General features: G+C 51.3%; 9 protein-coding genes and 1 CRISPR repeat array. Of the genes, 6 read left to right on the top strand and 3 right to left on the bottom strand.

Annotated features, from left to right (window positions below):
• Positions 1–82: 82 nt before the first annotated feature.
• Positions 83–967, bottom strand: a complete 885-nt coding sequence (locus ACFQ0N_RS12125; protein WP_379326284.1) for a helix-turn-helix transcriptional regulator — start codon at positions 965–967, stop codon at positions 83–85.
• 152 nt (positions 968–1,119) lie between these two features.
• Between ACFQ0N_RS12125 and ACFQ0N_RS12120 the strand changes: the two genes are divergently transcribed.
• The 6 genes from ACFQ0N_RS12120 to ACFQ0N_RS12095 all read left to right on the top strand — a co-directional run bounded on the left by ACFQ0N_RS12120 (position 1,120) and on the right by ACFQ0N_RS12095 (position 6,613).
• Positions 1,120–1,899 carry a phytanoyl-CoA dioxygenase family protein gene (locus tag ACFQ0N_RS12120; RefSeq protein WP_379326282.1) on the top strand — a complete coding sequence of 260 codons (780 nt, stop codon included), beginning with the start codon at positions 1,120–1,122 and terminating at the stop codon, positions 1,897–1,899.
• Between the two features lie 193 nt (positions 1,900–2,092).
• A complete protein-coding gene (locus ACFQ0N_RS12115) occupies positions 2,093–2,644 on the top strand; it encodes a hypothetical protein (protein WP_379326280.1) in 552 nt (183 codons plus the stop codon).
• Positions 2,645–2,774: 130 nt separating this feature from the next.
• Positions 2,775–3,677 (top strand): ArsR/SmtB family transcription factor, encoded by a 903-nt coding sequence (locus ACFQ0N_RS12110; RefSeq protein WP_379326278.1) that lies wholly within the window; start codon positions 2,775–2,777, stop codon positions 3,675–3,677.
• A gap of 157 nt (positions 3,678–3,834) precedes the next feature.
• A complete protein-coding gene (locus tag ACFQ0N_RS12105; protein ID WP_379326276.1) occupies positions 3,835–4,536 on the top strand; it encodes a response regulator transcription factor in 702 nt (233 codons plus the stop codon).
• Entirely contained in the window at positions 4,503–5,924 is a 1,422-nt protein-coding gene (locus ACFQ0N_RS12100) for a sensor histidine kinase (RefSeq protein WP_379326274.1), read from the top strand. Before ACFQ0N_RS12105 ends, ACFQ0N_RS12100 begins: the two co-directional genes overlap by 34 nt.
• An 80-nt stretch (positions 5,925–6,004) precedes the next feature.
• Positions 6,005–6,613: a M15 family metallopeptidase gene (locus tag ACFQ0N_RS12095; protein ID WP_379326272.1), complete on the top strand. Its 609-nt coding sequence runs from the start codon at positions 6,005–6,007 to the stop codon at positions 6,611–6,613.
• A 315-nt stretch (positions 6,614–6,928) separates the two neighbouring features.
• Positions 6,929–8,091: direct repeats of the CRISPR family, unit length 32 nt; unit sequence GTCGCATCCTGTGTGGATGCGTGGATTGAAAT.
• Positions 8,092–8,273: 182 nt separating this feature from the next.
• Here the strand turns inward: ACFQ0N_RS12095 and ACFQ0N_RS12090 are convergent.
• On the bottom strand, positions 8,274–11,591 hold the full coding sequence (locus tag ACFQ0N_RS12090; protein WP_379326270.1) for a carbohydrate binding domain-containing protein: 3,318 nt from the start codon (positions 11,589–11,591) through the stop codon (positions 8,274–8,276).
• A gap of 700 nt (positions 11,592–12,291) precedes the next feature.
• Positions 12,292–13,137, bottom strand: coding sequence for an AraC family transcriptional regulator (locus ACFQ0N_RS12085; RefSeq protein ID WP_379326268.1), 846 nt, complete (start codon positions 13,135–13,137; stop codon positions 12,292–12,294).
• Positions 13,138–13,212 lie beyond the last annotated feature (75 nt).

Raw genomic sequence — 13,212 nt, 5'->3', positions numbered from 1 at the left:
AGTTATTCAAATAATTATTACGACATCATAATAGCGTGCAGCTTCATTGGTGTCAATAATCATTTACTGATTAACTTTTAAGTTATATAAAGGTTGTGCCGCGAACGGCGTTTTTACGGAATTGTGCGGGCGGTTCGGCCATTAGCGCGCGAAAGGTTCGGGAAAAATAGTGAACGGAGCCGAAGCCGGTCTGTTCCGCGATAGCGGCGATCGACAGATCGGTATTGATGAGCAGTTCTGCAGCCGCCTGCACACGCACCCGGCGCACGTAATCGGTGAACGATTCATGAATGCCGGAGGAAAACAGTCGCGACAGATGGCGTTCGGACAAATTGAGATAGCTGGCGATTTTTTGCAGGGACAGCTCATTGTCGCCGAGATTGTCGCTGATGTATCGTTTCGCTTGATTGATAATTTGCGCGGGATTGCGCCGCAATTCCACCCGGTCGTGCGCGGCGCTCTCACTGAACAGTGCCGGAAAGGAAAGCAGCAGCGCGGCACCGGCCGCCGGCAAGGCGGAGACTGGCAGAGCTCCCTCGTAACCGTCGAGCAGAAACAGCGACTTCCATAAGAGAGCGGCAGGCAGATGATCGCCGTCGTAGACGCAAATTTTGTCTGTACGCATCAGACGGCTGAACGCTTGGCGCTGACCGTCCGAGCTGGCATGCTCGTCGAGCTCGAAGCCGACAAAAGCCAGCTCCATGCCGGTGTCGGACAAAATTTGATGGGTAATGCCCGGACGCGAACAAAATAACGTGCCGCCGCGCAGTTCATAGCGCCGCCCGTCGTCTATATAGGCGCCATACCCGTCTAGCACATAGCAAATTTCGAAAAAGGAATGCTTGTGCAGCGCATTGGAGTAGTGCGTGGGTGTCAGCCCCCACCCATGGACCGTAAATGCTGCCTCAGCCGCCGTAGGACGGTACAGATAGCGATTCAAGCGCGCCTCGCTTTCATGCCAGTTCAATAGGGAGACCTCCAGTGCGAAAAATAGTAGAGATGGCGTGAAAAGACAAAAAGAAGTCTTCCGCGGCCAAAGACGGACAAACCCTCGGGAAGCTAGAATAAAAGCAAGCTAGCCACGAATATATCAATGAAATTCCCAAGGGAGGAATTACGATGATTAAAGCACAAGATGTTGATTTTTACAATGAAAATGGTTATTTGCTCGTCAAGGGCGTTTTCAACAAGCAAGAGGTAGAAGCGATGCGCACGGCAGTCGATCGCATTATCGACCGGGCGGCGAAAGCGAAAATGGATCAAAATCATGCCTGGCAGGGCGATTACTTGCCGCCGGCCGAGCTCAAGAAGCTGGTGCTGAAAGGCTTCCATGATGTTCATTATCATGATGCCTCCTTTATGCGTGCGGCTATACATCCCAATATGGCAGCGGTATTGTCGCAATTGATCGGGCCTAATGTGCAGCTGCACCATTCCAAGATGCTGGTCAAGCCGCCGGAAAACGGCGCAGCCTTTCCGATGCATCAGGATCAGCCGTACTTCCCGCATGAGCAGCATACGATGATGGCTGCCAGCATGCATCTGGACGATGCCAATTTTGAAAACGGCTGCCTGCATGTTATACCCGGCTCGCATAAGCAAGGGCCGATGAAGCACCGGGGACAGCATTATCTCGATGCCAAGGAGTATCCGATTTCAAGCGGTGTCGCCTGCCCGGCAGAAGCCGGGGATGTGCTCTTTTTCAACTATTTGACGATTCACGGGTCGCCGGTAAACAGCAGCGATCGCACGCGCCGCAATGTATTGTTCCAATATCGCAGCGCGACTGATTTCCCAAGCGATAATGTGCATATTAATTGGGGATCGGGACTGATGATTTGCGGAGAAAATCCGAATTTTGACCGCGTTAAGCCTAACTTTACGGTGAACAACATTTAAAAACGACAGCAGAATTGCCCGCAAAATGGGGCGATTCTGCTTTTTTTTGGCCGCTTTGGCGGACCGTAGGAGGGAACGCGGTTACTTCTTGTGTGACAGTTTATAGGCAAATTCTGTTATAGAGGCGCAATGGATAATAATGTGGTATGATGTTGGCTATCAGTTTTCGATTGTAAATGAAAGGATTGACAACATGAACACCAAAAAATGGATGATGATTTTATCTCTATTGACATTGGCGGCAATGTTGAGTGCTTGCGGCGGATCGAAGGCGCCTGGCAAAGAAGCGGAAAAACCATCCAATCAACAACAGCAAACACCGGAAAACAATAATAAAACAAATGATCCCGACAAAAAAGGAACGCCTGACGCAAACGGCCCTTCGGAAGGAGAGAAGAAGGCGGACGGGGAGCAAAAAGAAGTGCCGGACTACCTGCCCAAGGAGTTCCCGATCCCAGAAGATGTAGAGATTAGCACAGCACATGCAGAAAAGAAGGGCGGCAAAAAGTATGTGCTCCTTATCTACAGCACTCATGAGGATCTTGCAGAAGTGACAAAGCTGTACAAGCAGTATTTTAAGGCGGACAAGTTTGTGATCACTACAAGACTGACCGACGAAAAAAATATGATTTTTCAAGTAGATGATACGGAGCAGCAGCACAGCTGGTCGCTGATCGGCGGATTGGTTGATACGGATGACGGGAACAAAATGACGGAAATTACGCTGACCTGGGAAGAAATGTAGAGTACGAGAGGAACGGCTTTGGCGCTTCAGTCAATGCCGTTTTTTCGTGCAATTTTAAAGTTGATAAATTAACTTTCAGGTTATATAATGACCTGAAATGAATGAAGAGGGATGGGGGACTACAACTGCAATGACCGCAATTGAAGTGAACGGCGATAATATGGCATTCTTTGAATGCTTGTCTTCTGCGACGCGGGTGAAGATTATTGAGCTGCTTAACGACAGGTCGCTTAACATTGGCGAGCTGGCAGAGCTGTTAGGAGTGTCGTCAGCCATCGTGACCAAGCATATTCAAAAAATGGAGCAGGCCGGAATTGTAGCCACAGAGAGCGCGACAGGCAAGCGCGGCATGCAGAAGGTGTGCTCCCTGCAGTTGGATTCTGTTCAGCTCATGTTCCGGCAGAGCAAGCCTGCAGCACAGCGCAGTTATGCGGCTTCCATCCCGCTTGGGCAATATATCGCCTGGGATATTAAGCCGACTTGCGGTATGGTTTCCGAGCAAAAGCTGATCGGAATGCTGGACGATCCGCGTTATTTTGCCGATCCGGAGCGTGTTCAGGCCCGCCATATCTGGTTTGGGAGCGGCTACGTCGAATACCGGCTGCCGAATTTTCTGCTCAGCAACCAGTCGCTGAAACGGCTGGAAATTGCCCTGGAAGTCGCTTCCGAGGCACCCGGATATAATGAGCAGTGGCCGTCTGATATTACGTTTTCGATTAATGGCATTGAGCTGGCAACGTGGACGAGTCCAGGAGATTTCGGGAGCAAGAAGGGGGTATACACGCCCCAGCATTTTAATTTCGGCTCCCAGTACGGGCTGCTTAAAACATTGTCCGTTACAGAGGAAGGCACATTTATCGATGGCGTCTATGTGTCGCCGGTGACGATCGGGCAAATCGGCATCGCCTTCGGCAAAGATGTGCTGTTTCGCATCGCCTGTCACGAGGCTGCTGAGCATTGCGGCGGAGTATCGCTGTATGGCCGCGGCTATGGCAATTATGACCAGGACATTGAGGTGAAAATGTTTTATTAAAATTTTAGGGGGAAGAAACTTGCCTCGCGCCAAAGAAGACATCAGCCGTTTCTTCTCTGGAGCTGCTTTTATAAGCGGCTCTTAATGCCGGATTCAGCTTTTTTTCAGCTTTGTATGCTAAGCTGTCTGCATACTTTGATGCAGAGGCGGGACGTGCATGAAGCCGGTCAAACTATTGACGATCGATGACGATGCGCATGTGAGCGAATTAATTAAAATTTATGCCGCGCGGGACGGCATAGAGATATATGCTGCCGATGATGGCTTGTCCGGACTGGAGCTGGCGTATGATGTCGAGCCGGATATCGTCGTGCTTGATATTATGCTGCCGGGCATGGACGGATGGGCGGTATGCGAGCAGCTGCGGAAGGATTTTTCCACACCGATTATTATGCTGTCCGGCAAGGGCGAGAGCTATGACAAGCTGAAAGGATTCGAGCTTGGGGTGGACGACTATGTCGTAAAGCCGTTCGATTCCAAGGAGCTGATGGCGCGTATTCGGGCTGTGCTGCGCCGGACAAATCCATCGCTATACCATGATGAGGTCGTTCGATTGAACGAGCTGCTGCTGGATCGGCGCCATTTGCAGGTGACGATTCATGGGGAAAATGCCGGCTTTGCCCCGAAGGAAACGGAGCTGCTTTACTATATGGCGGTCAATCAGAATCGGGTGTTTACCCGGCAGCAGCTGCTGGATCAGGTATGGGGATACGATTATGATTGCGATCCGCGCACTGTCGATGTACATATTAAGCGGATTCGCGAGAAGCTGCGGCAGTATGATGCGAGTGTGGCGATCGAAACGATCCGCGGAGTCGGCTATAAATGCGAAGCGGCGAAAGCATGTGTGCGGGCGTGAGGCTGCGTTCCATTTTTGCCAAGCTGTTCTTTAGCTTTTTGCTGATCATCATGCTGAGCTTTGGACTATCGAGCTTGTTGTCGTCGACTTTTTTCAAAAATGATGTCAGATCCTTCATTCGCGATCGCTCGGATATGATGCAAAGCCGCGTCATTCAGCAGCTCAAATTCGGCTACAGCAAGGGCTGGGATCAGGACACGATCATTAGGACGCTGGAATGGGGCGTGGGCGGTCCGGATCGCGCTTATCAGTTTTATGATGCTAATGGCCGGCTGCTGTATACGGTCGGCAATCGCGGCATCCCGATACCGCTAAATGATGAGACGATCCTGGCGGCACTGTCGGGAGAGCGGGTCGCGGATGAGACGGAGGTCGATGACCGCAAAATACTGTTTACCGCCCGTGCGATTGACGGGGCAGAGGCGCTTCGGGAGAAGGTAGTGGTCAGCTTTTCCTTCGAATTTCAGCGCGATGTAAACCGTTTTTTTCAGCCCTTTATGCTGAGCGTGCTGATTACGATTCCGCTGGCGGTAGCCATTTATTATTTACTTGGGCTCCGACTTTCCAGGCCGCTCAAGGAAATGGCGGGAATCGCGCTCTCCTATGCCAAAGGAGATTTTTCCCGCAAGGTCGAAGTGCGGACTAAGGATGAAATCGGTCAGCTGGGCGCAACGCTCAATTATATGGCGGCCGAGCTGGCCACGCTGGAAAATGCCCGCCGCGAGTTTCTGGCCAATGTCTCGCATGATCTGCGGGCTCCGCTTACTTCCATTAACGGGTTTCTGGCGGCGATTATGGACGGCGCCGTTCCTCCGGACAAAGAAAAGCATTATCTCGCCATGATGCGGGAATCATCGGATCAGATGATGAAGCTGGTCGGCGATTTGCTGGATATGGCGCGCATCGAGGCCGGACAATTCCGGCTGGATAAGCGGCCATTCGACATTGTGGAGCAGCTGCGCAAAACGATCGCAAGGATGGAGCCGTTGTTCGCCCAACAGCGCGTCGCGGTAGCCCTCGATTGTATGGAGGAAAAGCTGCATGTCGTGGCCGATCCGGATCGGCTGGATCAAGTGATGGCCAACTTGCTGCAGAACGCCATCTTTTACTCGCCTCCAGGCAGTGAAGTGCAGGTTTCTATAGCGAAGGAGGAGCGCGGCGTCTTCATTGCGGTCAGGGACGAGGGGATCGGCATGTCGGCCGAGGAATTGGAGCGCATTTGGGACCGCTTCTACAAGGGCGATAAAGCCCGCAGCCGCAAGCTGGGGACCGGAATCGGGCTTTCGATCGTCAAGCATATCGTCGATTTGCATGAGGGGCAGATAGCCGTAGAAAGCGAACCGGACAGAGGCACCGTCTTTACAGTCCGCCTTCCTTCCCGTTCGTAAACATTTCTTAATAGATTTGTTATTGTTTTTTAAGTGGTATACAGTATGATCAGTATAATCATACATACCAAGGAGCAGTCATGAGCAAATATAAGCCCCGAAAGGGACGAGGCAAAAATAACTTTTTTCTTATTGCGGCCATTATAATTGTTCTTTTTTTGATCGTGAGAGAATTGCCGGGCAGCGAGAATTCGCACAGACCTGTGAAGAAACAGAACGTAGTTCAGGGCTTGCATCCGCTCGTCGCCGAGAAAAAGGATGAGCTGATCGACCGGGCAGCCAAAATCGGCATTCGGCTGGCGATCACGGATGGTTTTCGCAGTGCGGCGGACCAGGATAAGCTGTACAACCAGGGCAGACGCGATGGCGGGCAAATTGTCACCAATGCCAAAGGCGGCCAATCCTTTCATAACTATGGGCTAGCGATCGATTTTGCCTTGAAAAAGAAAGACGGCGAAATTATTTGGGATATGGAGTACGACGGCAACGGCAACGGAAAATTCGACTGGATGGAGGTCGTAGAGATCGCCAAGGAGTTGGGCTTTGAATGGGGCGGCGACTGGGAGAACTTCCGCGATTACCCGCATTTGCAAATGAGCTTCGACCTGACGATAGCCGACCTGAAGCGCGGCAAGCGCCCGCCGAAGCAGCAGGAACAGGCGATCGTAGATGCGGTTGAGGTGAAGTGAAGCAAAGTGAAGTGATTCGCTCTGGCATATGAAACTATGTCAGTGGGCGCGCTCTGGGAGTTTCGTAGACGAAGAATATTGGGCAATGTTAGAATAGTAGAAAACGTGGTTCTGTTTGCCGCGGCAGCGTGCGGAGCGAATTAGGCAGAGGGCGTGGAGCGTGCTGGTGCGAATGTGAAGTGAACATGATTTTCCCGGGAGATTCGCACCGAAAAATCGATCAGAAATTTCCATCTTGTGAGTCGATAGTTAAGTTTAAGGCGTGATTTGGGGCAAAAATGAGGGCAATCTGCACGTTTTTGCGCGAAAATCGCTGTCGCATCCTGTGTGGATGCGTGGATTGAAATATGAACAGGTCAACGAGAAAGCCCAGCAGCATGGTCGCATCCTGTGTGGATGCGTGGATTGAAATAGCATTCAGATCTTTTACCATTTTGACCTTTTTAGTCGCATCCTGTGTGGATGCGTGGATTGAAATATATCGCTTTGGACTCGACGGTCGTCAACTATAGTCGCATCCTGTGTGGATGCGTGGATTGAAATCGGGAAGTGGGCAACGCCTGTCATGGCCTTCGAGGTCGCATCCTGTGTGGATGCGTGGATTGAAATTTGGTTATGATCTTTTTAGGCTCAGCTTTCTTAGCGTCGCATCCTGTGTGGATGCGTGGATTGAAATCTCTTTAAATGCCAAGAAAACTAAGGCTTTAAAGGTCGCATCCTGTGTGGATGCGTGGATTGAAATTTCACAAGGCTCCCAAACTTGCAGGAGTCGCCGGGGTCGCATCCTGTGTGGATGCGTGGATTGAAATGCTAAATGGTGCAAGGGCGTCGTGCTGCCGGATGGGTCGCATCCTGTGTGGATGCGTGGATTGAAATATCCACGAAAACCACCTCTTACATAAACAATCCTGTCGCATCCTGTGTGGATGCGTGGATTGAAATTGAGATGCTTGAATATAATGCGTATATAAGCAGCGTCGCATCCTGTGTGGATGCGTGGATTGAAATAGCGTCCAGCGTTCCATAGAAGCCGAAAGACGTTGTCGCATCCTGTGTGGATGCGTGGATTGAAATTACCCAGAAGGTTACTTCACGCTGATCCCAGACGGTCGCATCCTGTGTGGATGCGTGGATTGAAATTGGATCGCCTCGCCGACGCGGAAGACCTTGAGGCGTCGCATCCTGTGTGGATGCGTGGATTGAAATAGCCCTAGCCGCGTCATCATGTACGTTTTCCCCTGGTCGCATCCTATGCGGATGCGTGGATTGAAATCGTCATCATGGCTTGAGCGATCTCCAGAGGAGCGTGTCGCATCCTATGCGGATGCGTGGATTGAAATCAGCAATGACTATGAGCAAGCAGGTTTAATGCTCGACGCGTCGCATCCTGTGTGGATGCGTGGATTGAAATATCAGGATGAAAATGAGCTCAAGCGTGCATATAGCGTCGCATCCTGTGTGGATGCGTGGATTGAAATTTCACTCATGACACCACTTCCTTATTCCATAATGTCGCATCCCACACGGATGCGCGGATTGAAAATTAACAGCAGTCTTCCCCTTCCAGGAGGTTGGGCTTATTTTTGGACCAGGCATGGCAGGCTTGCATCTTTGATTGCAACCCGAGCCTGCCATACCCTGATTCCACTTCACTGCATCGCTACAATTGAACCTCATTCAGTTCTACATCATCCACCCATGCCGGTCCGTTTGCCGCTTGATCCATTTTAAAGTACACCCATATCGTTCTTGTTTGCGGCAGTACATTAAACGTAACGTCCGTCTTCGTCCAATCGCTGTTTTTGTCCGCTTCCGTCCAAGTATACGTAACACTTACGTCATTCGCGTCGACCTGTCTGACGCCAAGCGCTACGGAACCAGCCGTTGCGCTGTTTTTGACCCATCCGGAGAGGACGTATCTATGGCCTGGCGTTACGGCAATCGCCCGCGGAGTATCTGTATTAAGGACATTGAACGTGTTGTTCGGATCCGGATTCAGCTTGGCGGAGTATTGCCCGCTGTGCGCGACCGTTTGATCCCATTCTCCCGCACGCAAGGACCATCCGTCCGGCATGCCCGCAGCGGCAGCCTGTTTCTCGAAGCCGCCATTGTAAACGGCATTCGTATCGACGTGCACCGAAAGCGGCAGGGTAGCATAACTTACGCCTGCGGCTTTGGCTTCGACGGTTACGACATACGCGCCGCTTGCCGGTGCGGAAACTGTAATGCTTCCTTGCAGAGCTTTGGTCTCGTGTCCGGCAAGCGTCACCGATGGCGGGAGGTCGGCCGTTATGCCCTCTGCAGACGAGCCTTGAAGCTCAACGTCAAGCGGCTGACTGGAGCCGTTCGTTAGCTCTATGGAGAACGGGTATGTCCCCGTCTTCGTGATATCCATGCTATCCGGCGATAGCTTGGCCGTCAGAAGCGGGGCTACCGTAAACTCCCTTTCTGCCGTCACGTGAATTTCTGACCCTTTATATTTGAAGTTGAGTGAAGCTTTTACGACGTACTCGCCAGGCTGAAGCGCAGCCGGTATAATCGGATTTACACTGTGGGAGGCGCTTTCCCCGCGTTCGATCTTTCCGAACGGCTGCTCGATCGGCGAGAGTCCCATTGCTTCCGGAAGCTCGATGCGCAGATGCGCGTTCTGAATCGCTTTGTCGCTGGCGTTCCGAATTTCAGCGCTCAAAGCCAATTCATCGCCTGGCACAAAAGCAGAAGCCGTCATTTGCAAATCCAAACTTGCCAATGATTCCACAATCGGCAGAATATTAGCGGTTACATTGCTCAGCGAGTCGTTCAGCTGCTCTCTTTTGCCTTCCAGTACAGCATCGGACTGACCGTTTAGCCAATGTTTCAGCTTTTCGATGTCGTCTAACGTTTTATCCGCCTTGCTGATGGCTTTTCCGGCATCTACGGAAGCTGCAGCCAACTCCTGCTTCACATTCAGCAGCTCTTTATTCAGCTTTTCGATGTTATTTTTCCATTGTTTGTTGGCAATAAGGCCAGCCGCATGCTCCAGACCGCTGATTGCCTGATCGACGCCTGCCGCAAAAGGCTTGATGCGGTATACCAGCGTCTGCTCCGGTTCGAGCTTCACGTTGATCGATTGCTCCCAGCTGTTCGTTTTCGAGGTCTGGGCGCCATACAAGAGTTCCACCTGATTGCCCGCTTGCGCGAGCGGGATCGTCGCTTCTTGCGCATTTTTGGTCAAGTTGATGGCAATGGCGTATTGTTCCTGCCCTTTGTTGTAAATTGCCCATTGCACTTCGGTGCCGATTTGCTCCGTTGCCTTGCTTCCTTCGGAGACCAGACTGCCGATCAAAGCGAGCTCGTCTTTGAACTTGACCATGCCTGGCCAAAGCTCGGAATCCTGCAGCTTCCAGCCTGGATCGTTGATCGAATAATAACCGAAGCCTTTGGTTCCTGCGATGAATGCCTGGTACGCCATATTGCGGAATTGATCGGTCGTCGGCAAGTAATTCCATACCGTACCAGGGATCTTGAAGGTTTGCAAGACTGTCCAGACTGGCTTTGCGTCATCTACATCCCCGATCGCTTTGCGTACGCCGTCGCCGACTGCTCCGATGGTAAGCGTACTGCCTTGACTGTAAGGATAGACGTCAGTGACGAGAATGTCGGTAGCCTGGCCGGTCTGATGGTAATATAGCGGATCGGCTTCGACCATGTAAGTCGGATGTACGGGATCGATGGACCGGATCAGCTTGTAGGCGTCAATCAGCTCCGACTGCGGAACGCCATTTGTCGTCGGTTCGTCCATAATCATATAGCCGAGCACGGCCGGATGATTTTTGAATTTAGTTACGAATTGCCGGGTCAGCTCGAAGTTTTCCTTCACCTTCATGTCGTAATAGAGGGTAACTAGCATTTTCAGCCCGTTCGCTTGAGCCCCATCCAGCATCGATTGCAGCGCAGCTTCGCTTGTCGTGTTCGTGCCTTGAACGGTATTGACACCGATTTCTTTCATAAACGGATAATCAGCCGGGCGAGCATGGTAAGCGATGACAGGGAAGAAGGGCTGGCCGTCAACGAGAATCGGACCGTTCTCTGGAATTGCTGCCGGACGTTCCCAGCGGTATATCGTTTTTTCCCCGTGTTCAATGAGCTGCCCTGATTCGTCCTTCAGCTCTGCTTCGATTCGGTAGGGCCGCTGCAAGGTCATATCCGATGTATTAAAAGCGATGTTTAAAACTTCGGCGGCCGCGATGCCGTTCTGCACAAATAGCTCTTCGCCGGAAGTCTCATCGACGATGCGGAGATCGACGGTTTTTCCTGTCATGCTGCCATCCTCCGGCTCAAGCTTCAGCTCGACACTTCCGTCCATTATATCGGGATAATAATACGTATGGGCTGACTCCACAATCAGCTGCGGCTTGTTTTTCGTCTTGACGACGGACACATCGTCGAAGTGAACCGTTCCAGTTCCGTAAAGCCGCAAGTATACGTACATATAGGCGGTTTCCGCCGGCACCTGGACTTCATAATCCAGCTCATGCCATTGGCCGTCGTTATCGGAGGCAGATGCTTTATAGGTATAGCCGCTTATCCAGTTTTCAGTCGTCTTGTCGATGCCTTTGAAAAATTCAATTTTATAGCCCGGATTTCCGCTGACGCCAATCGATTTGAACCAGGCCTTTACGTCATATGTAGCCTCTTCCTCTACTTGGATAGGGATGGCTACCCATGGGTTATTTCCGGTACTCGTTTGAATGGAAATACCATAGTTGCCTGTGCGCGCCGCTTCCGGCACCGCTTTGATCGCGTTGTTCCAGGTATCGCCAATGACGGTCCAGTGGGCGGGAATGCCATCCGTCGTCTCCTCAAAGCCGGGATTTGCGGCAAGATTGCCGGTTAATGCTGCAGCTGCTGCCGGCTTGGCGTTCATGAGGGCAAGCAATTGAAACGCTAGACAAAAGGATAACAATAGGGCAAACCAAGCTTTCCTTTGCACGATCATACAGTCAACCTCCAAGTTATTTTTTTGAAGTATGGCCTACACACGCGGGCAAATAAGTTAGCTTGCAAGGAAAAATGGGGGAGTCGCTACTCAGATCCAGCCAATGCTGCGCGGATGAGGCGAAATTATTGCACAAAACGCAACATTCTAAGTTAATTTTGCTGATTTTTATGAAAATGCTGCATGTTTTGCAACAATTCGCCCGTTCAAAACCTCCAAAGCAGCCGAATTTTGCATTTTGTACAACAATTCAACTCGATCGGTCGAATTGAGCGCTGATTGTTGTATGGCGTGCAACATTTGGGCGGACTTGTGGACCCCGAGTCCGCGAAGTTAGTGCAAAATCCGGTTTGTTCACAAATAATGGATCTGAGATCCGCGGAATTGAGCTATGCTCGCCCGAAACCAGTGGTATGATGCAGCTGATTACATAATATCGCCTCCCTTCAATAGGAGCATTAGAATAAGTAATCGATTACTACTAAGACCGCAGAACTTGCTTGTATTTCAAATAAATGTTGTGCCGCCAATTAAAATAGTCAGATGAAATGGGGGTTATTGGCTGAATGGAAATTCCCAGAAGTTAGAAATCGATTTCCCTCGAAGTGTAACACACCTTTGATGAAATGAAAAGGCTTCCAAATAAATAAATTTTAAAATTTGTCTGCACTGCGCTTCCGGTGTTCATCGCGCACTTCCGTTAGAAGTCAACTCCGTCTTTCCGGAAATCCGTCGGCGCCATGCCTGTCAGCCGGCGAAATACCTTACCGAAGTAGCTGAGGTTATCGAAGCCGGTTATTTCTGCAATGCGGGCGATGGGCAAGTCGGATTGCCGCAGCAGTCTGGCCGCTTCCTTCACCCTGATTTTCCGCATATAGTGGATCGGAGTCTCTCCCGTGTGCCGTTTGAACATTTTGCAAAAATGATGCTTCGACAGCCCTGCCTTCGCCGCTAACTCCCCAAGGTCAAGCGGATCGTGAACGCGGCTCTCCATCTGATGTACGATTTGCTGCAGCTTGGACGGAACCGGCTGCACCAGTCTATTTCTTGTCTCAGCCAGCTGCTCTACGGCGAGCAGCCATTCATATAGCCGAAGGGAGAAACGGTAGCGGCTGTCGCTTTGGTCGGAGAGGCTGCGGTACAGCCGCTCAAGCAGCCGGATTGGCGCTTCATCCCGCTTCATTGGGCAGACAATGCCCATCATGCGAACGAAGTGCTCCCAAAATCCGCGCACCGGATCGCCCGAGGCCAGCAGCCACAACAGCTCCGGCGGTTTAGCGCCGCCGGACGGAAGCAGCCGGAAATCTGCAGGATCGGCTACGACAACGAAGCAGCCATGCTGCTCGGGCAGCGAGTGCGTTTCGGTGCCGCAGGTGAACGTACCTCTGCCGGAAGGTGAATACAGAAAGAGAAACAAACAGCCCGAACTGTGCTTTGTTTGCAAGCTTGCGGCAACATCTTCGGCCTGTCCCCGGCCTGCGGATTCCAGTCTGCACACATGCTTCGTCATGCCGCTACCGGCTTCAAAATCGTAAGAGACAAGCACAATATTTTACCACTCCAATCACAAGGAATTACTGTTGATTTACAAGAAAGGGCCTTGTATGCTGGGATATAGTAA

The sequence above is a fragment of the Paenibacillus sp. GCM10027626 genome (genome assembly GCF_042676285.1).
Taxonomy (GTDB): Bacteria; Bacillota; Bacilli; order Paenibacillales; family Paenibacillaceae; genus Paenibacillus_Z.
This window is presented reverse-complemented; position numbering and strand designations above follow the sequence as displayed.